General features: G+C 61.3%; 17 protein-coding genes and 3 pseudogenes. 6 read left to right on the plus strand and 14 right to left on the minus strand.

Annotated elements, in window-relative coordinates:
* Positions 1 to 141: 141 nt before the first annotated feature.
* The 5 genes from AC0V2S_RS20695 to AC0V2S_RS20715 all read right to left on the minus strand — a co-directional run bounded on the left by AC0V2S_RS20695 (position 142) and on the right by AC0V2S_RS20715 (position 5,565).
* Positions 142 to 1,119: a lysylphosphatidylglycerol synthase domain-containing protein gene (locus tag AC0V2S_RS20695; protein WP_475511359.1), complete on the minus strand. Its 978-nt coding sequence runs from the start codon at positions 1,117 to 1,119 to the stop codon at positions 142 to 144.
* Complete coding sequence (gene clsB / locus AC0V2S_RS20700) at positions 1,116 to 2,351, minus strand: cardiolipin synthase ClsB (RefSeq protein ID WP_475511360.1); 1,236 nt, start codon at positions 2,349 to 2,351, stop codon at positions 1,116 to 1,118. Before clsB ends, AC0V2S_RS20695 begins: the two co-directional genes overlap by 4 nt.
* Positions 2,348 to 3,136 (minus strand): endonuclease/exonuclease/phosphatase family protein, encoded by a 789-nt coding sequence (locus AC0V2S_RS20705; RefSeq protein WP_475511361.1) that lies wholly within the window; start codon positions 3,134 to 3,136, stop codon positions 2,348 to 2,350. Before AC0V2S_RS20705 ends, clsB begins: the two co-directional genes overlap by 4 nt.
* The gene (locus AC0V2S_RS20710) at positions 3,133 to 4,053 is read right to left on the minus strand and encodes a DUF72 domain-containing protein (RefSeq protein ID WP_475511362.1); all 921 of its coding nucleotides are present in this window, start codon (positions 4,051 to 4,053) and stop codon (positions 3,133 to 3,135) included. Before AC0V2S_RS20710 ends, AC0V2S_RS20705 begins: the two co-directional genes overlap by 4 nt.
* A 276-nt stretch (positions 4,054 to 4,329) precedes the next feature.
* Positions 4,330 to 5,565 carry a saccharopine dehydrogenase family protein gene (locus AC0V2S_RS20715; protein WP_475511363.1) on the minus strand — a complete coding sequence of 412 codons (1,236 nt, stop codon included), beginning with the start codon at positions 5,563 to 5,565 and terminating at the stop codon, positions 4,330 to 4,332.
* A 211-nt stretch (positions 5,566 to 5,776) separates the two neighbouring features.
* Between AC0V2S_RS20715 and AC0V2S_RS20720 the strand changes: the two genes are divergently transcribed.
* Positions 5,777 to 6,544, plus strand: coding sequence for an acid phosphatase (locus tag AC0V2S_RS20720; RefSeq protein ID WP_475511364.1), 768 nt, complete (start codon positions 5,777 to 5,779; stop codon positions 6,542 to 6,544).
* Here AC0V2S_RS20720 and AC0V2S_RS20725 read toward each other — a convergent pair.
* Positions 6,516 to 6,872 carry a helix-turn-helix domain-containing protein gene (locus AC0V2S_RS20725; protein ID WP_475511365.1) on the minus strand — a complete coding sequence of 119 codons (357 nt, stop codon included), beginning with the start codon at positions 6,870 to 6,872 and terminating at the stop codon, positions 6,516 to 6,518. The genes AC0V2S_RS20720 and AC0V2S_RS20725 overlap by 29 nt on opposite strands.
* A 144-nt stretch (positions 6,873 to 7,016) precedes the next feature.
* Between AC0V2S_RS20725 and AC0V2S_RS20730 the strand changes: the two genes are divergently transcribed.
* On the plus strand, positions 7,017 to 7,877 hold the full coding sequence (locus AC0V2S_RS20730) for a LysR family transcriptional regulator (RefSeq protein ID WP_475511366.1): 861 nt from the start codon (positions 7,017 to 7,019) through the stop codon (positions 7,875 to 7,877).
* Between the two features lie 9 nt (positions 7,878 to 7,886).
* Here AC0V2S_RS20730 and AC0V2S_RS20735 read toward each other — a convergent pair whose 3' ends face one another.
* Positions 7,887 to 8,999 (minus strand): HPP family protein, encoded by a 1,113-nt coding sequence (locus AC0V2S_RS20735; RefSeq protein ID WP_475511367.1) that lies wholly within the window; start codon positions 8,997 to 8,999, stop codon positions 7,887 to 7,889.
* Positions 9,000 to 9,256: 257 nt separating this feature from the next.
* Here AC0V2S_RS20735 and AC0V2S_RS20740 point away from each other — a divergent pair, with 257 nt between their 5' ends.
* Positions 9,257 to 10,054, plus strand: a complete 798-nt coding sequence (locus AC0V2S_RS20740) for an SDR family NAD(P)-dependent oxidoreductase (protein WP_475511368.1) — start codon at positions 9,257 to 9,259, stop codon at positions 10,052 to 10,054.
* A 50-nt stretch (positions 10,055 to 10,104) separates the two neighbouring features.
* On the opposite strand, the gene AC0V2S_RS20745 is transcribed toward AC0V2S_RS20740, so the two are convergent.
* The 3 genes from AC0V2S_RS20745 to AC0V2S_RS20755 all read right to left on the minus strand — a co-directional run bounded on the left by AC0V2S_RS20745 (position 10,105) and on the right by AC0V2S_RS20755 (position 12,457).
* Positions 10,105 to 10,668 carry a TetR/AcrR family transcriptional regulator gene (locus AC0V2S_RS20745; protein WP_475511369.1) on the minus strand — a complete coding sequence of 188 codons (564 nt, stop codon included), beginning with the start codon at positions 10,666 to 10,668 and terminating at the stop codon, positions 10,105 to 10,107.
* Positions 10,669 to 10,774: 106 nt separating this feature from the next.
* Entirely contained in the window at positions 10,775 to 11,905 is a 1,131-nt protein-coding gene (locus AC0V2S_RS20750; protein WP_475511370.1) for a thiolase family protein, read from the minus strand.
* A 21-nt stretch (positions 11,906 to 11,926) separates the two neighbouring features.
* Entirely contained in the window at positions 11,927 to 12,457 is a 531-nt protein-coding gene (locus AC0V2S_RS20755; protein ID WP_475511427.1) for a PaaI family thioesterase, read from the minus strand.
* Positions 12,458 to 12,707: 250 nt separating this feature from the next.
* On the opposite strand from AC0V2S_RS20755, the gene lpdA reads away from it, so the two are divergent.
* The 3 genes and pseudogenes from lpdA (at position 12,708) to AC0V2S_RS20770 (ending at position 16,429) form a co-directional block, all read left to right on the plus strand.
* On the plus strand, positions 12,708 to 14,108 hold the full coding sequence (gene lpdA / locus AC0V2S_RS20760; RefSeq protein ID WP_475511371.1) for a dihydrolipoyl dehydrogenase: 1,401 nt from the start codon (positions 12,708 to 12,710) through the stop codon (positions 14,106 to 14,108).
* Positions 14,109 to 14,333: 225 nt separating this feature from the next.
* Positions 14,334 to 15,397: pseudogene (locus AC0V2S_RS20765) on the plus strand (AI-2E family transporter).
* Between the two features lie 108 nt (positions 15,398 to 15,505).
* Positions 15,506 to 16,429, plus strand: a complete 924-nt coding sequence (locus tag AC0V2S_RS20770) for a glycosyltransferase family 2 protein (protein ID WP_475511372.1) — start codon at positions 15,506 to 15,508, stop codon at positions 16,427 to 16,429.
* A gap of 58 nt (positions 16,430 to 16,487) precedes the next feature.
* Here the strand turns inward: AC0V2S_RS20770 and nuoN are convergent, their stop codons facing one another.
* The 4 genes and pseudogenes from nuoN to AC0V2S_RS20790 form a co-directional block, all read right to left on the minus strand.
* Positions 16,488 to 17,957, minus strand: a complete 1,470-nt coding sequence (nuoN, locus tag AC0V2S_RS20775) for an NADH-quinone oxidoreductase subunit NuoN (RefSeq protein WP_475511373.1) — start codon at positions 17,955 to 17,957, stop codon at positions 16,488 to 16,490.
* A gap of 1 nt (position 17,958) precedes the next feature.
* Positions 17,959 to 19,490: pseudogene (gene nuoM / locus AC0V2S_RS20780) on the minus strand (NADH-quinone oxidoreductase subunit M).
* Between the two features lie 20 nt (positions 19,491 to 19,510).
* Positions 19,511 to 19,636 (minus strand): hypothetical protein, encoded by a 126-nt coding sequence (locus tag AC0V2S_RS20785; RefSeq protein WP_475511374.1) that lies wholly within the window; start codon positions 19,634 to 19,636, stop codon positions 19,511 to 19,513.
* Positions 19,633 to 20,676 (minus strand): annotated as a pseudogene (locus AC0V2S_RS20790) (proton-conducting transporter transmembrane domain-containing protein). The gene AC0V2S_RS20785 and the pseudogene AC0V2S_RS20790 overlap by 4 nt, the downstream one beginning before the upstream one ends.
* Between the last annotated feature and the right edge of the window lie 20 nt (positions 20,677 to 20,696).

Below are 20,696 nucleotides of genomic sequence, written 5' to 3' on the forward strand. Positions count from 1 at the left end.
CTTATGCGGGCCTAGGAAAGCGGGCCAGGCAGGCCCGAGCTTTGGGCACGGTAAGGAAGGGCGATGTAGTTGGCCAATCGTGAGTGGGGATGCGAGGTATCGGGGGCGAAGATACCTCGCGTGTGCCGTGCGGTTGCGCGGCTATTCGTCCTGCGACGTCCGAATATGCTTGGCACGCTTTTCCAGCACCGCATACACAATCACCGCCACGCCCAGCGGAATCAGAAAGTAAATCACCCGGTAGCCAATCAACGCGGCCACGATGCTGCCCTTGTCTACTTGGTGTTGCAGCAGCGCCAGAAACACTGCTTCCAGCACGCCCAGCCCGGCCGGGATATGGGTGATGACGCCGGCAATACTGCTGATCAGCAGAATGCCGAGAATGTCCCAGTACGACACTTTGTCCGGCAGCAAAATAAAGATCATCGCTGCCATCAGGCCCCAGTTCAGTGTGCCCAGTACGATCTGCGCCGACGCCATGCGCAGGCTTGGCAGGGTGATTTCCTGTTTGCCGAAGTGCCAGTTGCGGCGTTTGCTGAATTTGCAGGCGAACAGGTAGATAAAGGCGGCGGCGAGCAAACCAAAACCGATGTATTGCAGGGTGGTTTCGCCGATTTTCCAGTGTTCGGGAAGGTCGACCAGACGCAGGGAAAACACGCCGCCGGCCAACAGGATATAGCCCAGCCAGTTGGTGAGCAGGCTGATGCTGATGACTTTAGTGATGGTCGGCACATCCAGCCCCAGCCGCGAATACAGGCGATAGCGCATGGCGATGCCGCCTACCCATGAACTCAGGTTGAGGTTGAAGGCGTAGCACACGAAGGTGACGGGAATGGTTTGCCGTGGCGGCAGTTTGTGTTCGGTGTAGTGGCTGCCGATCAGGTCGAAGCAGCTGTATACGGCGTAGCTCGCGGCGCTGGCGGCCAGGGCCAGCAGCAGCGTTTGCGCGCTGTAGGCGTGCAGGGCGGTTTTCACTTCTTGCCAGTTGAGGTTGCGCACCATCAGATACAACAGCACCGGCACCAGACAGAAGAAGAAAATGTTCAGCAGCCGTTTTCCCCAGATTTTCCAGGCGGGTTGCGGTTTGTCCTGCTCTGCGGCGGCGCTTTGCGCGGTCATCGGCTTTCCTCGGCGTTGCAGACGGGGGCGGTGGGTTCTTCGACAACACCAACTGCGTCGGCCGGGGTCAGTGGTTTAAGCCGTGGCGAATGCGCGGGAAACCAACCGGCGATGGCGGGGAAGTGGCGCAGAAAGTGGAACGTTAAAAAGATGATCGGTGCGCGCCACCAGTAGCCGCGCATTACCCGCTCCAGAGTCACCTTCTTGCACTTGTTGGCGCCGAGGTCGGTGAGGTGGTTGTAAAGCTGCTGGTTGAAGGTGTGGTCGCGGATGATCAGATTGGCTTCCAGGTTTAGCGACAGGCTGAGCGGGTCGAGGTTGCTGGAGCCGACGGTGGCCCATTCGTGGTCCACCAGCGCCACTTTGCCGTGCAGCGGGCGTTGGCAATATTCGTGAATAACCACGCCGTCACGCAGCAGGTAGTTGTAGAGCAAGCGAGTGCAGAGGCGCACTAGCGGCATATCGGGCATGCCTTGCATTACCAGCGTCACCTTCACCCCGCGGCGTGCGGCGTTGCGCAGTTCACGCAGCAGGCGGTAGCCGGGAAAGAAATAGGCGTTGGCCACCACCAGCCGGTAATTGGCCGAACGGATAGCCTGCATATATTCGGCTTCGATGCAGTCCTGGTATTGATCGTTGTCGCGCAGTGCCATCAGCATGCGCACATTGCCGCGAAAGTGGTTGGCCGGGGAGAGCGGTTGTTTGCCGGGCCGCTCGCCACGGCGCACGGCAAGCAAATCGAGCGCTGCGCGGTGCACGTCGGTGACGATGGGGCCACGCACTTGCACGGCGTAATCCTGCTTGGCCATGGGGCCGAAATCGGCCAGGTGATCGGCGCAGAAGTTGATGCCGCCCACAAAGGCAGTTTCCGCATCGACCACCACAATCTTGCGGTGCAAACGACGAAACAGATTGGTGCGCAGGCCCATGACGCGGGGGCGCGGGTCGAACGTGTTGAGCTTGACCCCAGCTTCAACGAGCGCCGCCACATACGGCGCGCCAAGGTCGGCGGTGCCGTAGCCGTCCACCGTCACTTCCACGTGCACGCCGCGCTTGGCTGCCGCGATCAGCACCTGTTGCAGCTCTTTGCCGACCTTGTCTTCATAGATGATGAAGGTTTCCAGCAAGACCTCTTTACGGGCCGCCTGAATGCAGGCGAACACCCGCGGGAAAAACTCTTCGCCGTTGATCAGCAGCTGTACTTCATTGCCTTCGCGCCACTCGTATTTCATAGGCGGATCTCCACAGCCAGTGGCGCATGGTCGGACAAGTGCGACCACGGCCGTGTCGACAACACCTGCGGCTCATGGCCTTGCGCGTTGCGGATATAAATGCGGTCCAGGCACAGCAGCGGCCACCGCGCCGGAAAGCTGCGCGCCGGCATGCCGTAGTGCTGCATAAACACTTCTTCCATACCGGCCTTGGCCAACACGGCGTCGGCGCGCAGGCGCCAGTCGTTAAAGTCGCCGGCGACGATTACCGGAGCGTCTTGCGGCAAGGCGTCGAGCAGGGTGCAGAGCAGTTCCAGCTGCTTTTGCCGGTGCGCTTCACGCAGGCCCAGGTGCACGCAAATGGCATGCACCTCGCGGTGACCGGGCACGTCCAGCACGCTGTGCAACAGGCCGCGTTGCTCGTGCACGCCGACGGATACGTCGAGGTTGTCGTGGCGCAGGATGGGGAATTTGGAGAGCAGGGCATTGCCGTGGTCGCCGTCCGGGTACACCGCGTTGCGGCCGTAGGCGAACTGCGGCCACATGCTGTCGGCGAGGAATTCGTACTGCGGCGTCGGCGGCCAGTTGCTGTAGCGCTTGGCGTGGGTTTGGTGGGTGCCGTGCACTTCCTGCAAAAAGACCAGATCGGCCTCCATGGTGCGCACCGCGTCGCGCAGCTCCGGCAGAATGAAACGCCGGTTGAACACGGTAAAACCCTTGTGCATGTTCACCGTGAGAATGCGCAGGCTGTGCACCGCAGGCCGCAGCTGATTCACGGGTAGGGGCACGGAGGTGACGGTACTCATAACTCGATTCCTTGCGGTAATTCACCGGGGCGGGTGGCCAGCGCGGCGGTGAGGTCGAACGACTGCAACAACGCTCGCGCGTCGAAAGGCGCGCGGGTTTTGATGTCGTTGTCGAAATAGCAGTACACATCGCGCGCACCGCGGGCGGGCTTACTGTCGGGGCTGATGAGGTGGGCGTCGGCCGGTTGTTTGCCGTGGCTCCAGGCGTCGATGCGCTCGTGCCAGCGCTTGAGCGCCGGTGCGGAATAGCCGCTGCTGTAGAGCTTTTTGTCGCCGTGCAGGCGCATGTAAACGAAGTCGCTGGTGAGGTCTTCGGCGTAGGGCCATTTTTTCGCGGCGTCGGCCACCACCAGGGCCACCTTGTATTGGCGTAACAGGTCGACGAAGGCGTCGTTCACAAAACTTTCGTGGCGAATTTCCATGGCGTGGCGCAGCGGTTCTTTGCCGGGCCAATCCTGAAAACCTTCAACCTGACGGCGTTCGTCGCTGTGGCTGGCCAGGCGTTTGGCGGCGCGGCGGCTGGCGGGCAATTGCTGGAAAAATTCCTCGATCAGCGCGGCGTCGAATTTAAAGCTTGGCGGGAATTGCCACAGGATGGGGCCAAGGCGGCCATTGAGTTGGCCCAGGCCCGAGGCAAAGAAATTGGCCAGGGGTTTTTCGATATCGCGCAGGCGTTTGATATGGGTGATCAGGCGCGGCGCCTTGATGCTGAACACGAAGTCGTCTGGCGTATCGGCGGCCCAGTTGCGGTAGCGTTCGGGAGTTTGCAGGGCGTAGAACGAGCCGTTTATCTCGATGCTGTTGACGGCACGCGAGGCGAATTTGAGCTCGTTCTTCTGCACGAGACCCTTGGGGTAGAACTCGCCACGCCAGGGGCCGTAACGCCAGCCGGATATCCCGATTCGAATGGCGGCCATGGGTTAGCTCGGCTTTGTTGGGTAGGTGAGCATGGGCGGGCCTCCCGGCAAAAAAAATGGCGGGCGGGTAGAGCGCCCAGTACTAGTTCCGACTGGGGGTGGTGGGAGGGGGTTCAGGTTTTTTGGTGGGGTGGCGGGGGGCTGTGCGGTGATTTCTGAGGAGTGGTCGGATCAACGTCAACGGCCCCTCACCCCCAGCCCCTCTCCCGCAGGCGGGTGAGGGGGGACGTATGGCGCATGGTGGGCATCGCGGCCAAGGTCGCTTCTACGCTGGCTTTAGACCACCTCGAACCCTAAGCCTGCATGCCGTGTCAGGCGCTCGATATAGCGCTGATCGAACAACGTTGCCGGCGTCCAGAAGCCGCCGCCTTTGCCCGCTGCTTGCGGATGGTCGAGTGCGAGGCTGATGGCTGCCTGCCCAAGCATTTTGCTGGTTGAGCCATAACCCGGATCGCGGTCACCGGTGACTTTCACATTCAGCACCTGCCCGGTTGCCGAACGGCCCAGAAACCGCAGGTCATAACGCCCGGCCCGCTGCGCTTCGGGGCTTGGCCCTTCGCCTGGTTTAGGTAGCACAAAGCGTTCGAGCAGCTTGCGAATCGGCGCAATCATCACCCCGAGCATAAAAAAGCCCAGGCCGAAGACAAACGCAAAAGCCGTCAGCCGCCCCTTGAGGCCGGGGCCGGTCAGGGTGGCTTCGTTGTAGGTGAAGGTGTTGCCGTAGGCATTGCCGGATAGCGCATTGGAGCGGTGCACCACGCGCTCGTTGATGGCGGCCATCAGAAAAGGGCCGGTCCACACGCCAAAGTCGCTGTCGTACTCGACGCCCCGCACGGCGTGTTGGCGCGCGGTAAAGCCATGGCCGGGCGGGCAGATGGAGTAGGGGTTCATTAACTCCTTACGCAGTGCGGCGTCGGCGGCGGCTTCTTGCGCCACGTTGATAATGCTGGCGATGGTGCCGCCCGAGGCGCCACCTTTCAGGGTTCTAACCCGCATCTTCACCTGGGTGGCCGGCGCCCCCCATTGTTGTTGCGCCTGCTGCTGGAGAAAGTAGACGCCCATATCGGACGGCACCGAGTCGAACCCGCAGCAATGGACGATACGTGCGCCGGACTGCTTGGCAGCGGCTTCGTATTTGTCTTGCATGCGTTTGATCCATTGCACCTCGCCGGTGAGGTCGCAGTAGTCGGTGCCAGTAGTCGCGCAGACTTTTACCAGTGGCTCGCCGTACAGGGCGTAAGGGCCAACGGTGGAAACAATCACCCGGGTTTGCGCGCACAGCGCTTGAAGCTGAGCTTCGTTGGCGGCGTCGGCGATGATCGTAGGCAGGTTTTGGCCGGCAGCACCGAGGCTGCGCTTGAGTTCGTCGAGCTTGGCCGCTGAACGCCCGGCAATGGCCCAGCGCAAATTTGGCGCTTCGCCAGGCAGGTACTCGGCCAGGTAACGGGTGAGGAGTTGGCCAACAAAGCTGCTGGCGCCGAATACGACGAGGTCGTAGGCGGGAGCGGTCATAAGAGTGCATCCGAGCAAGTGGTTGGATGGCTGCCGATTGTGTGGCAACCGCCGTTGGGCCGCGTGGTGCGAATTACCTTAGCTGAGTGATTTGCCGCGCGCTGTCAGGGGAAAACCGGAATCGGCTGATTGGCTTATGCGGGCGGTCCTCTAATGCGGCGCTATTTTTCAGGCCAGCTACGTCATTCATTCAACGTGCGAGGTGATTATGATGACGTCGAAAAGAGTGGTGGCGGCGCTGTTGGTAGGCGCTTGGGTGTGTGGCTCTTCAGCGGCTGCGCAAGAGACTAGCGGGTTTTTAACCCCGCAGAGCTCTCCCGATAGTTTGGCCGTACTGCCGCCGCCCCCGGCAGAAAACTCGGTGGCTTTCCAGACCGATAAAGCCCAGTACGAGACCGGCCGCGTGTTGCGCGACCCAGCGCGCGTCGCCCTGGCCCGGCGTGATGCCGATTACGAGAGTGTCGGCCAAGCCTTCGCCGAGGCGTTCGGAATGAACATCTCCGCTACCCACACGCCGGCGCTGTATCGGTTGCTGATGGCGGTGCTGCAAGACAGCCATGACTACGCCATGCGCACGGCCAAAGACCACTACCACCGCGTACGTCCGTTTGTGTTTTACAAGGACGCGACCTGCACGCCTGAGCAAGACCAAAAACTGGCGACTACCGGCTCCTATCCCTCGGGGCACGCCTCGTTCGGTTTGGCCGCCGCGCTCGTATTAACCGAAATAAACCCCGCACGAAAAAACGACCTACTGCGCCGTGGGTATGACTTTGGCATTAGCCGCGTGGTGTGCGGGGCGCATTGGCAGAGCGATGTGGACAAAGGCCAGGTGATGGGCGCGGCCGTAGTGGCGGCATTGCAGGCCGAGCCTGCGTTTCGCGCCGCGCTGGACATGGCGAAGGGGGAGTTTGCGGTGCTGAGCGGTCACCAAGAAGGCAACATCGCGACTAAAAGAACACCTCTACCGGCACATTGAAGCGTTCGGCCAGCGCGCGAATATGGCGAACATTCAATTGCCGCTTGCCCGCCAGAATTTCTGACACCACCGATTGCGCACCAATTTCCGGCAGCTCGCTTTGCGACAGTTGGTGTTCTTGCATCAGGTACTGCAGCACGTCGGCTCCAGATACCGGCGGCATCGGGAGATGGGCCTCGTCGTACGCTTCAAGCAGATTGCCGATGTTGGAGGCGAGGCTGGCGAGGGGATGGTCTTCGTCGTCGCCGACCAGTTTTAACAGCTCGTCAACACCAGTCGTAAAGTCGTCGTACCTTTGTTCGACACTCGGGATACGTTGCGTAGGCATGATGGTTCGCTCCAGGGTTTATTCGCGTGGAAGAAACTAGCGCAGCAAATGGCTAAGGTCGTCAGTGCCGGGAACGATCGGTCGTACCCGAATACCGACCGGCCTCTCTACAATGTCGCCCAACACTCCCCACCGAGCCTGCCCATGGACATCGAACTCGCCCGCACCTTCTTGCAGATCGTTCGCAGCGGCAGCCTGGTGGCCGCTGCCGAGCAGTTGCATGTGACGCAAACGGCCATTACCGCGCGGGTGCAGAACCTGGAGAGTCAGCTGGGCTGCAAGCTGTTTGTGCGCAACCGAGCCGGTGCCAAGTTGACGGCCGACGGTGAGGCGTTTGTGGTGTTTGCCAACCAGTTGGTGCAGACGTGGGAAGCAGCGCAGCGTGATTTGCCGTTGATGCCGGGTTTTCGCACGGTGTTGCGCGTCGGCGGCGAGGTGAGTTTGTGCAATCCGCTGATGCTCAGCTGGGTGCAGCAACTGCGCGCGCAGATGCCGGGGTTTGCCGTGCGGGCCGAGATTGGTGATGGGCAGGCGTTGCTTAAACAGTTGGAGCTTGGCGTGCTGGATGCGGCGTTGGTGTATCAGCCGTCGTATTGGCCGGGTTTGCAGGTGGAGCAGGTGCTGGAGGAAAAGCTGATTCTGGTGCGCAAGCCCGAGCAGCCGGAACCTTACGTGTATATCGATTGGGGCGAGGGCTTTCGGCGTCAGCATGATGCAGCGTTGCCGGACAAAGCCAAAGCGGCACTGGGTTTCAATCATGGGCCGCTGGCGCTGCAGTACATTCTGGCGTCCGGCGGCAGTGGTTATTTCCGTACGCGGGTGGTGCAGAGTTATCTGGATAGCGGCGCGCTGGAACGGGTGGAAAAGGCGCCGGAGTTCAATTATCCAACTTACCTGGTGTACGCCCGCGAGCGCGACAGCGAGGCGTTGCAGCAGGCTTTTATACTTCTGCGTGAGGTAGTGCGCAGCGGCGTCGACTGGTCGCAGCGCTGGGACCCGGCCTAGCCCGAACCCTTAACCCAGGTGGGTTAACAGATCGCGGTGCAAGGCCGCGATAAGGTCAGTCTGGGTAACGATGCCCAGCAGCTCGCCTTTATCCAGCACGGGCAGACAATGCAGGCCGTGTTCCGATAGCAGCGGAATCATCTCCACCACATGGGTGCTGCGTTGCACGGCGGTTACCGGGTGGCTCATCACGTCTTCCAGGGGCACATCGCGACGGCGGCCGAGCAGGGTGCGCGGGCGTTTATGGCGGCGATGGCCGAGCAGGTCGATAAGGCTGACGATGCCGACCAGCTGACGCTGCTCGTCGAGCACTGGCAGGGTTTTCAGGTGGTGGTGTTTGAGCAAATCCAGCGCTTGTTTGACGGTGGTTTGCGGGGTGGCGGTCTGCACGTCGCGGGACATGATCTGCTCGGCGCAGATATCGCCCATGCTGCGGCGCAGAGCGTTTTTTTCTGTGGCGCGAATGATCTGCTTGAGGTCTTCGCGCTGGATATCGACGAAGCCGCCCAGTTCGTTAAGGGCTTCATCGAGGTCGGCGCTGGTGATGCCCACCCGCTGCTCCGGCGAACGATCCTGGGTGGCGTGCAGGCTGGCGGCCGGCGCTGGCATTTTTGGATACCGCACGCCGGTCAGGTTGTTGTAGAGCAGGGCGCAGGTGAGTAGGGCCAAGGCGTTGAAGAGGGTAGGCAGTAATAGATGCCAGCCGAGGTTGGTAAGGCTGGGGCCGCCGAGTACCAGGCAGATGGTCAGCGCCGCGCCGGGCGGGTGCAGGCAGCGCAGCAAGCACATCAGCACGAGGGTGCCGGCCACCGCGATGGCTGCGGCGGCGATACCGGGCGGGCAGAAATACAGGGTGGTAACCGCTACCACGGTGGCGACGGCGTAGCTGCCGACGATCGACCAGGGTTGCGCCAGCGCCCCGGACGATACGGCAAATAACAACACCGCCGAGGCGCCCAACGGGCCGAGCAAATGTGCGGCAAGGTCTAGGCTGAATAGCTGTCCGCACGCCCAAGTGCAGGCAAATACCGCCAGCGCGGCGCCGTATGCGGCACGCAGCCATTCGGTGGGACGGGTATTGGTGGCGGCAGGGCGAAAGGCGGATAACCAGGTGAGAAACATCAGGCGGCACAAGCTCGGCAGTTTTGACGGCGGCAGTGTGGCGAGGGCATCTGCTTATAACAAACGAATAATAATGCTGGTTAAGTGCATGGTTTATGCAGTTAAAGCCCTTTTTTCGCCTCGATAGTTAAATGTTGTCTGTCATATAGACTTTTAAAATTATGCCCGTAATCTAACTCCGTCTAGCTTTGGCTGCACGTAACGCCAACCGGCAGAAAAGCTGCCATCTGATCTGCACACGCTATGGAGAAACTGCGATGACTCAACACAACGAAAAGGGCACCGCGCTGGTAACTGGCGCATCGTCGGGGATTGGTTCGGTGTATGCCGAGCGTCTGGCCCGCCGTGGGTATGACCTGCTACTGGTGGCACGCGATCTAGCGCGTCTGGAGAAACTGGCCGCCAGCCTCAGCGCCGATTACGGGGTGCAGGTGGAAGTGGTGAAGGCTGATCTGACTCAGAAAGCCGATATCAAGGCGGTGGCTCAGCGTCTGCGCGGTGACAGCAAAATCAGTGTGTTGGTGAACAACGCCGGTGTAGCCCTGGACGGGCCGCTGATCGAAGCCGATGGCGATGCGGTGGATCGCATGATCGAACTGAACATTACGGCCGTAACGCACCTGGCCGCCGCAGCCGGCGCCAATTTTGCCGCTGCCGGTGGTGGCGCCATCATCAACCTGGCCTCAGTCGTTGCGCTGGCACCGGAAATGTTCAACGCCACCTACAGTGCCACCAAGGCGTATGTGTTGAGCTTGAGCCAATCGCTGAACAGTGAGCTGGGCAAGCTGGGCGTGCAGGTGCAAGCCGTGTTGCCGGGCGTGACCCGCACCGAAATCTGGGAGCGCTCTGGTATCGATGCCAACCGCATTCCCGCCGCGATGGTGATGGACGCGGGAGAAATGGTGGACGCGGCGCTGGCCGGGTTTGATCAGGGCGAGTTGGTGACCATTCCTTCGTTGCCCGATGCAGCCGATTGGGATGGTTTTGTCGCTGCGCGGCAAAAACTGGGGCCGAACCTGTCGCACAGTTCCGCGGCAGCCCGTTACAAGGCCTGATTCTCAGGCAATAAAAGCCCGCCAATTGGCGGGCTTTTTCATGGGGCGGACTAGTCGCTTTCGAGCTGCTGGAGCAGTTGCCGCCGCGCACCTTTCAATATGCGGTCGGACAGTTCCGGGTCGCTGACGCTGCGCGACAGCATCAGCGCGCCAACCATGGTCGAGAGCATCGCAATGCTTTGCTCATCCACGTTAGCCCCTTCCAGATTCTCGGCTATTTTGTTCACCCGATTTTCTACCATGCGGTCGGTGGTGGCGCTGGGTTGGCCGCGCTGGCCGAGTTCCGAACACAGGGTGGGCATCGGGCAGCCTTTGCCCGGATTGTCGCGGTGACTAGCGCTGAGGTAGTAGCGGATAAAGGTTTGCAGCGGATTATCGCCAGCAAAGGTCTCGTCGACCGACACCGCGAGTTTTTCCACGGCAGCGCTCAGGGCTTGCTCGACCAGGTCATCCTTGGATTTGAAATGGGCATAGAAGCCGCCATGGGTAAGCCCCAGGGCCTTCATCAGCGGCTGCAGGCCGGTGACGCCGACGCCGTCGCGGCGAAACCGCTCGGATGCTTCGTCGATGATGCGTTGATGGGTTTGCGCCTTGTGATCTTCTGAATAACGCACGGCAACAACCTCCGATGACGTGAAATGCTGGCCGTCATTCTAAACCCGTAAGGCTCAGGATGCAGCCAGCAAAACCGGGCCGTGGGTCAGCCCGGTTGCAGATGGATCAAACCGCTTCGAGCAACGTCGCCACGCCCTGACCACCCGCGATGCATTGGGTAGCAATGGCAAAGCGGCCGCCGGTGCGTTTGAGCAAGGACGCTGCCTTGCCGGTAATGCGCGCGCCGGTCGCGCCCAGTGGGTGCCCCATGGCCAGTGCGCCGCCGTCGATATTCACCTTGGCCATGTCCAGGCCCAGCTCACGCACGCAGGCGATGGACTGGCTGGAGAAGGCTTCGTTGATTTCCACCAGGTCGATGTCGTTGATGCTCAGGCCTTCGCGCTTAAGGAGTTTGTTGGTGGCGTGCAGCGGGCCCATGCCCATGATTTCGGCGGGGCAACCGGCTACCGAGACGGCGCGCACGCGGGCCAGCACGTCCAGGTTCCAGCGCTTGGCAAAGGCTTCGGTGCACACGAATACGGCAGCGGCACCATCTGTGAGCGGTGAGGCGGTGCCGGCCGTCACGCTGCCGCCAAACGCTGGTTTCAGCGTCGACAGCGCTTCGGCGTTGGTGCCGGGGCGAATGCAGCCGTCTTCGCTGATCAAGCCCTCTGGCGTGACGATGGAGACGATTTCATCTTTGAAGTAACCAAGTTCGCGCGCCTTGGCGGCTTTGGCGTGGGAGTCCACGGCCATCAGTTCCTGTTCTTCTCGGCTGATGCCGTACAGGTTGGCGACGTTTTCGGCGGTTTGCCCCATCGACATATACGCCTGCGGGTAGGTTTCCAGCAGCTTCGGGTTGGGCGAAATATTGAAGCCGCCCATGGGTACGCGGGTCATGGACTCGACGCCGGCACAGATAAACGCCTCGCCGGCGCCGAGCAGAATCTGCCCGGCGGCAAAGTGCACGCCGGTCATGGAAGAGCCGCAAAAGCGATTGACCGTGGCGCCGCCCAACGTATCGGGCAGGCCGGCGAGGAAACTGGTGATGCGCGCGATATTCATGCCTTGCTCGGCTTCGGGGTAGGCGCAGCCCATGATCAGGTCTTCGATTTCCCGTGGGTCGATGTCCAGGCGGCCGACCAATTCTTTCACCACCTGGGCGGCGAGGTCGTCGGGGCGCACGTTGATCAGGCCGCCTTTGCGGGCGAAGTGGAACGGCGAGCGGGCGTAGCCTGCGATAACGATGTTTTGCATGGTGGGTCTCCTGGCGCGGGCTTAGCCGTGCATGTTCATGATCAAACACGTGGTGGAACCGGTGGCGTAGAGCTTGTCGTCCACGTCGTACAGGCGGCCTTCAGCCAGCGCCGTGGAGCGGCCGACGTGGATGATCCGGCCTTCAGCGCGCAACGGGCCGACGGCGGTGGTGACGGCACGCACGTAGCTGATGCGCAGGTCGGTGGTGGTGTAGCCCTGGCCTTTGCTGAGCATGGTGTGAATGGCGCAGCCCATTGCCGAGTCGAGCATGGTGGCGATATAGCCGCCGTGCACGCTGCCCAGCGGGTTGTAGTGCATGGCCGATGGAGAGCCCTGAAAGATGAAATGGCCGCTCGACCATTCCACCGGCACCATTGCCATCGGCCCGTTGATGGGCGGCGAGGGCAACTGGCCGCTGCCAATGCCATCGAAGAATTCCTGCGGGCTCATGCCGGCCACTTCCTTCAATGTCAGGGTGCCGGGCTCGGCCAGGTGCGTCTGCATATCCTGGGCAACGGCCAGCCAGGCCTGGATTTTGTCTTCGCGGGACATGCTCATAAGGACCTCTCAACCGGTATTCAACGAAATGAATTAAGCCGCACTGGCATCACGCTTACAGCCTAAATTACACTCGACATACAAACAATATGAAGGGTGTAATATAAGCGCCAAGCTTAGGGGTATAAACGCCAAATCGCTGGCTGGATTGCTGCCAGTGGGCACCCAGAGAATTTCCGTCTTTACTGCTAAGACTTTTCGCGTCCGGCTTTGAACGCGCCTTTGAGACCAAGGAGTGAACCCCATGAGCAATTACGACGTAGTGGTGATCGGCGGCGGCCCTGGCGGCTATAACGCTGCCATCCGGGCCGGCCAGCTGGGCCTGAAAGTGGCCTGTGTGGAGGGCCGCGAGACACTGGGCGGCACCTGCCTGAATGTCGGCTGCATGCCGTCCAAAGCGCTGCTACATGCATCTGAGCTCTACGATGCGGCGGTAGGCCCGGAGTTCGCCAAGCTGGGCATCGAGGTCAAGCCGACCCTCAACCTCGCGCAAATGATGAAACAGAAAGACGAAAGCGTGACCACCCTGACCAAGGGCATCGAGTTTCTCTTTCGCAAAAACAAGGCCGAATGGATCAAGGGCTGGGGCCGGATCGACGGGCCGGGCAGGGTGGTGGTGAAAGCCGCCGATGGCAGCGAGCAGGTGCTAACCGCCAAGGACATCGTGATTGCCACCGGCTCCGAGCCGACGCCGTTACCGGGCGTGACCATCGATAACAAACGCATCCTCGACTCCACCGGCGCGCTGGCGTTGCCCGAAGTGCCCAAGCATCTGGTTGTGGTGGGTGCCGGCGTTATCGGCTTGGAGCTGGGCTCGGTCTGGCGCCGGCTGGGCAGCGAAGTGACGGTGGTTGAATACCTCGACCGCATCTGCCCGGGACTGGACCTGGAAACCGGTAAAACCTTCCAGCGTTCGCTGGCCAAACAAGGCTTCAATTTCAAACTCGGCAGCAAAGTCAGCAGCGCCAAAGCCACGGCCAAAGGCGTAACGCTGGAGATCGAGCCGGCGGCCGGCGGCGAGAAAGAAACCCTCAAGGCGGATTACGTGCTGGTCGCCATCGGCCGCCGTCCGTTCACCCAGGGGTTGGGCCTGGAAACCGTAGGCATCACGCCGGATAAACGCGGCATGCTGGAAAACCAGAAACACCGCTCGGGCGTGCCGGGCATCTGGATTATCGGCGACGTCACTTCCGGGCCGATGCTCGCGCACAAGGCCGAAGACGAGGCCATTGCCTGTATCGAGCAGATTGTCGGCAAGGCCGGCGAGGTGAATTACGCCCTGATTCCCAGCGTGATCTACACCAAACCGGAAGTGGCCACGGTGGGCAAAACCGAGGAGCAATTGAAGGCTGAGGGGCGCGCGTACAAAGTCGGCAAGTTTCCGTTTGCCGGCAACAGCCGGGCGAAGATCAACCACGAGAGCGAAGGCTTTGTGAAAGTGCTGGCCGATGAGCGCACCGACGAAATTTTGGGCGTGCACCTGATCGGGCCCAGCGTCAGTGAGTTGATCGGTGAGTACTGCGTGGCGATGGAGTTTGCCGCGTCGGCCGAAGACATCGCGCTCACCTGTCATCCGCATCCGACTCGCTCGGAAGCGTTGCGCCAGGCGGCGATGAATGTGGATGGGTGGGCGATGCAGGCCTAGCGTCGGTGCCTGCCATCACACCGTCGTCCTCGCGCAGGCGGGGACCCAGAATTCCGGATGGGTCGCACTACTCGGCACGGCTGCAGAATCTGGGTTCCCGCCTGCGCGGGAACGACGGTTTTTTTCTGCTCCCGTTGTTACACCGCTTACCGCACCGATAAACCTGCACTTGCCGTTGCGCTCGCGGACTAAACGCTCATCAGCCTTTGTTTACCGCGAGCGTCCATGGTCAACCCCGATTTCGAAAACAAACTCTTCCTGGCCCTTCTGGTGCTGGTCACCCTGGCATTCGGCTGGATTCTGCTGCCGTATTACGGCGCGGTGTTCTGGGCGATCGTGCTCGCGGTGCTGTTCAGCCCATTACAGCGCTGGTTGGCACAGCGGCACAAAAGCTCACGCAACCTGACCGCCCTGACCACGCTGCTGATCTGCCTGTGCATCGCCATCTTGCCGGTGGTATTCACCACGGCGCTGCTGATTCAGGAGGCTGGCGAACTGTATAAACGCATCGAAAGCGGCGAAGTGGATATCGGCGCCTATATGTTCGAAATGAAACGCCACCTGCCGACGTTTGTGCAGACGCAAATGGACCGTTTCGGCCTGGGCAGTTTCACCGGCATCAAAGACAAAGCCATCACCGGCGCCATGCAGGGTAGTCAGGCCGTGGCCAGCCAGGCCTTTACGCTCGGGCAGAACACGTTCGAGTTTCTGATCAGCTTCGGCATCATGCTGTATCTGCTGTTCTTCTTTCTGCGCGACGGCCAGGAACTGGTGCGGCGCATTCGTACGGCTATTCCGTTAAACGAGGGCCAGAAGCGCCGTCTGCAATTGCGCTTTACCCGCGTGGTGCGTGCCACCGTAAAAGGCAACGTATTGGTCGCGGTAACCCAGGGCGCGTTGGGCGGCTTGGCATTCTGGTTTCTCGGCATTACCAGCCCGCTGCTGTGGGCGGTGTTGATGGCGTTTCTGTCGCTGTTGCCGGCTGTGGGCGGCGGTATTGTATGGGTGCGGTGGCGGTGTACTTCCTCGCCACTGGCGCTATTTGGCAAGGCGTGGCGTTGAGCGTGTTTGGCGTGCTGGTGATCGGCATGGTCGACAACGTGCTACGCCCAATTCTCGTGGGGCGCGATACGCAGATGCCGGACTATATGATTTTGCTGTCCACCCTCGGCGGTCTGACGATTTTCGGTTTGAACGGCTTTGTGATCGGGCCGTTGATTGCCGCGTTGTTTCTGTCTTGCTGGGGCATTTTTACCAGCAGCCGGCAGAGGGTGCGGCTGCCTTCGTAGATTCATCGGGGTTATAGGGTTTCTCCTATGTAGATGGGGGCAGGAACTGGCAGAGGCTGACTACTCAGCCTCGGAAAATCTGGAGCTTTCTTTCCAGGCTCCAGTCCCATGTCCCTCACACCGCTTGCCCCGTCATCGTCCCCGCTTATTAGCGTCGTCATTCCTACCCACAACTACGGTCACTTCCTACTCAGGGCGCTACGTTCGGTGCAGCGGCAACTGGACGACGACGTGGAGTTACTGGTGATTGACGACGGCTCTACCGATAACACGTCGGCCGTCGTGTCAGCCTTCCAGCACGATTGCGGAGTTGTCGCGCAGTTGATCACCCAACCGAATCGCGGCGCAGCCGCTGCCCGCAATCACGGGATTCGCGCGGCGTGTGGCCGCTACGTGCTGTTGCTGGATGCCGATGACGAGTTGATGCCCAACGCCTTGCAGACCTTCCGTGATGCGCTGTTGGCCGCTCCTGAAGCCGGCATGGTTTTAGGGGCGTATTGGTCGGTAAGCACCGACGGTATACGGCGCTTTCGACCTGCCACAGGGGTGCTGGGCAACCCGGCCAAGCGCATTCGCCGCTATCTGCTGGAAAAGAAGATCGCCGTGTCCTGCAGCCGTACGTTGCTGCGCCGTGATTTGTTGCTGGAGCGGCCGTTTCCCGAGCAGCTGCGCAGTGGTGAAGATGTGGCAGTGTTTGCGTATGTGATGGCGACTTCGCAGGTGGTAACGACCACCACCGCCGTCACGCAGATCTACAAGCACGCCGACAGCCTACGTCATCGGCCGTTCGACGAAGCCTGCGCCCAACAGATGGTGGCCCATGTGTTCGCCGCCTTGCCGAGTGAGTGCCAGCGGTATCGCTCACGGTATGAGGCGCAGCGTTATCTATCGCTGTACCGCGATGCCTGGCAACAAGGCGACTTCTCGGGTGCTGCCAACTTTTACCGGCAGGCGCTGTACCTGCGTCCACTCCACACGCTTTGCCAGTACCTCTTGAGTAAGCTCGTGCGGCCCAGCGTCGAGCCACGCTGAACTTTCATCGCGCACAAAAAAGCCCGGCAATTAGCCGGGCTTTTTTGTGCGACGGACCTTAGTGCAGCAAGGCCATCGTCGAGTGTTGCACCAGTTCCAGCAGCGGCTGCGGGTACACACCGAGGAAGAACGCCAGCAGCGCCACCGCCACCAACATCAGGCCGCCGGTGCGTTGGCCCCAGTTGAACGGTGCATCGTGGCGATGCAGGTTCGGCTCCACCAGGAACAGGGTGACCATCACGCGCAGGTAGTAGAACACGCCAATCGCGCTGCCCAGCACCATCGCGCCCAGCAGCCACCATTGTTGCGACTGCACGCCGACCATGATCACGTAGAACTTGCCGATAAAGCCGGAGGTCAGCGGAATACCGGCCAACGACAGCATCATCACGGTGAGCACGGCAGTCAGGTATGGACGGCGCCAGAACAGGCCGCGGTATTCGTACAGCGCGTCAGCATCGCGACCGCTATATGGCGTCGACATCAGGGTGATCACACCGAAGGCGCCCAGGCTGGTCAGCACGTAGGTGGCGAGATACACGCCGACCGCTTCCACGGCCAGGCCATGGCCGGCGATGACGGCGATCAGCAGGTAACCGAAGTGGGCTATGGAGGAGTAACCGAGCAGACGCTTGAGGTTGTTCTGCAGCAGGGCCAGCAGGTTACCCACCAGAATCGAGGCAACGGCGATCACCGACAGCACGGTGGTCAGCAGCCCTTCGTTGGCGGCCGGGGAGAGCAGGAACAGGCGCACCATCACCACGAACACGGCCACTTTACTGGCGGTGGCCAGGAAGGCGGCCACCGGTGCCGGAGCACCTTCGTACACGTCCGGCGTCCACAGGTGGAACGGCACCAGCGACAGTTTGAACGCCAGGCCCACCAGCATCATGCCCAGGCCCAGTTGCGCCATGGCGCTCTGCACGCCAGTGGCCGCCAGCTTGGCGCCGATACCGGCAAAGCTCAGGGTGCCGGCGTCGGCGTAGAGCAGGGCCATACCGAACAGCAGGAAGGCAGAACCGGCAGCCGACAGCACCATGTATTTGATGCCGGCTTCCAGCGAGCGCTTGTTGAAGAAGGCGTACGCCACCATGCCGTATACCGGCACCGACAGCAGCTCCAGACCGATGAACAAACCGGCCAGGTGCTGCGCGCAGACCAGCACGATGCCACCGGCCGCAGCCAGCAGAATCAGCAGGTATAGCTCGTCGCGGTTGCCCGGGAAGCCGACCTTGTCGTCACCCATATAGGCATGCACGAGAGTTACGCAGGCCAGGGTCGCGACCAGAATCAGGCCGATATAGAAGTTGGCGAAGTTGTCCACCAGCAGCAGGCTGGTAACGGCCAGCGGCGTGGCTTTGACGGCCGGGATGATCGCCAGCAGGGCCAGGTTCAGACCAAGGCCCGAGAGCACGAAGGTCTGGCTGTGGTTGCGGCGCCAGGCGATTGCCAGCATCACCACCACGATGGTGGCGCACACCACCAGCAGTGGCAGCAGGGCGAGCAGGTGTTGGGTCGTGAATTCCATATTACAGACTGCCCGATGCGAGTTGAGGGAGAGCGGCACCGAGCCACTGTTGAACGCCATGCATGGTGGCGTAGGAGGTGTCGAGGATCGGCTGCGGGTACACCCCGAGCAAAATCAGCAACACCGCCAGGCCCAGCACCATGAACATCTCACGGGCATTCATGCCTCGCAGCGCATCGTCGGATTTAGTCGGGCCGAAGTAGGCACGGTGAATCATGATCAGCGAGTACACCGAACCAAACACCAGGCCGGTTGCCGCGACAATCGTGAACCACGGGAAGGTTTTGAAGGCGCCGATCAGAATCAGGAACTCGCCGACAAAGTTACCGGTACCCGGCAAGCCCAGCGCCGCAGCGGCGAAGAACAGGCTGATGGCCGGCAGGTACGGCAAGCGACCCCAGATACCGCCCATCTCGCGCATGTCACGGGTGTGCAGGCGCTCGTAGAGCTGGCCGCTGAGGATAAACAGCGCCGAGGCCGACAGACCGTGGGCAACCATCTGCACCACTGCGCCTTGCAGGGCGATCTGGCTGCCGGAGTAAATCGCGATGAGTACGAAGCCCATGTGCGAGACGCTGGAGTAAGCGATCAGGCGCTTGATGTCGGTCTGCGCGAACGACAGCAGGGCACCGTAGATGATCGCGAACACGCCCAGGTACATGGCGAAATGCGCGAACTCAGCCGAAGCATGCGGGAACAGCGGCAACGCGAAACGCAGCAAGCCGTAAGCGGCGGTTTTCAGCAGGATACCGGCCAGGTCGACGGAACCAGCGGTTGGCGCCTGAGCGTGAGCGTCCGGCAACCAGGAGTGGAACGGCACGACCGGAAACTTCACCGCGAAGGCGATAAAGAAGCCCAGCATCAGGATGTACTCGGTGCCTTCCGACATCTTGGTTTTCAGCAGGTCGGCGTAGTTGAAGGTGATCACGCCGGTGCTGCTGTAGTTGACGAACACCAGGCCCAGAATGGCGATCAACATGATCAGGCCGCTGGCTTGGGTGTAGATGAAGAACTTGGTTGCCGCGTTGATGCGGGTGTTGCCCTTGCTGCCGCTGTGACCCCAGAGCGCGATGAGGAAGTACATCGGCACCAGCATCATTTCCCAGAAGAAGAAGAACAGGAACAGGTCGATGGCCAGGAACACGCCCACCACGCCGCCGAGAATCCACAGCAGGTTGAGGTGGAAGAAGCCGACGCGGTTCTGGATTTCATTCCAGGAGCAGAGCACGGACAGCACACCGAGCAAGCCGGTGAGCACGATCATCAAGACCGACAAACCATCCATGGCCAAGTGAATGGTGATGCCGAAGCGCGCGATCCACAGCACTTTAAACTCATGGGCCCAGATCGGGTCCGCGCCTGGCGCGGGGCCCGGCTGAAGTCACCGGTGGTCCACAGCCAGAGGCTCAGGCCGAACAGCAGCACCATGCTGAGCAGGGCGATCCAGCGCGGCAGAGTATTGCCGAACCGTTCGGCCTGCCAGCACAGCAGGCCGCCGATAAAGGGAATCAGGATTAGCCAAGGCAGAATCATGACGGGCTGTTTTCCTTAATTCAAATCAGAAGAAGGGCGAGCAGCAGCACGGCACCGCCGGCCACCGAGACCGAGTACCAGCGCAGGTTGCCGGTTTCGGTGCGGCTCATCAGGCTGTTGCCGACGCGCACCAGACGCGGGATCACGCCGATGGTGCTGTTGATGGGTCGTTGCCCAGCAGTCGGGTAATCAGCAGGTATGGCTGCACAAAAATCTTGTCGTAGAGCCAGTCGAAACCCCACGCGGCGAACCACCAGGCCGACAGCAGCTTGCCCGGGCCGCTGTTGGCGACGGCGGTAGCAAAGCGCCGTTTGCCGAGGAACAGCACGGCAGCCAGGGCGATACCGGCGATGGCGATCAGGCCGGACGACAGCTCGAGGTGGTGCTTGGCTTCGCCACCGGCGTGGCCGAAGCTTTCCGGCAGTACGCCAGCCAGCGGCGGGCTGATGAGGGCGCCGATAAAGGTCGACAGCACGATCAGCACACCGAGCGGCAGCCAGTGGCTGATGCCGTGGCCGGCGTGAGCCTCGGTTTTTGCCTCGCCGTGGAAGGCGATAAAGATCAGGCGGAAGGTGTACAGCGAGGTCATGAACGCACCGACCAGGCCGGCATACAGCAAACCGGTGTGGCCGCTGGCGAAGGCTTCCCAGAGGATTTCATCCTTGGAATAGAAGCCGGCGGTCACGAAGGGCAGGGCAGACAGCGCGGCGCCACCGACGATAAAGCTGGCGTAGGCCAACGGCAGTTTCTTCCACAGGCCGCCCATCTTGAAGATGTTCTGCTCGTGGTGGCAGGCCACGATCACCGCCCCGGAAGCAAGGAACAGCAGCGCCTTGAAGAAGGCGTGGGGTCATCAGGTGGAAATCGCCGCGTCCCAGGCGCCAACGCCCAGGGCCAGGAACATGTAGCCGATCTGGCTCATGGTCGAGTAGGCGAGGATGCGCTTGATGTCGGTCTGTACCAGGGCGGCGAAACCGGCGAGTACCAATGTTACGGCGCCGACGATACCGACCAGCTCGAGAATTTCCGGGGTCAGCAGGAACGGCCGTGGGTCCGGGCAATCAGGTACACACCGGCGGTCACCATGGTGGCCGCGTGAATCAGCGCGGAAACCGGGGTAGGGCCGGCCATTGCATCGGCGAGCCAGGTTTGCAGCGGCAGCTGGCCGATTTACCGACAGCGCCACCCAGCAGCATCAGAGTCGCC

This window comes from Pseudomonas sp. CC11G (assembly GCF_056174845.1).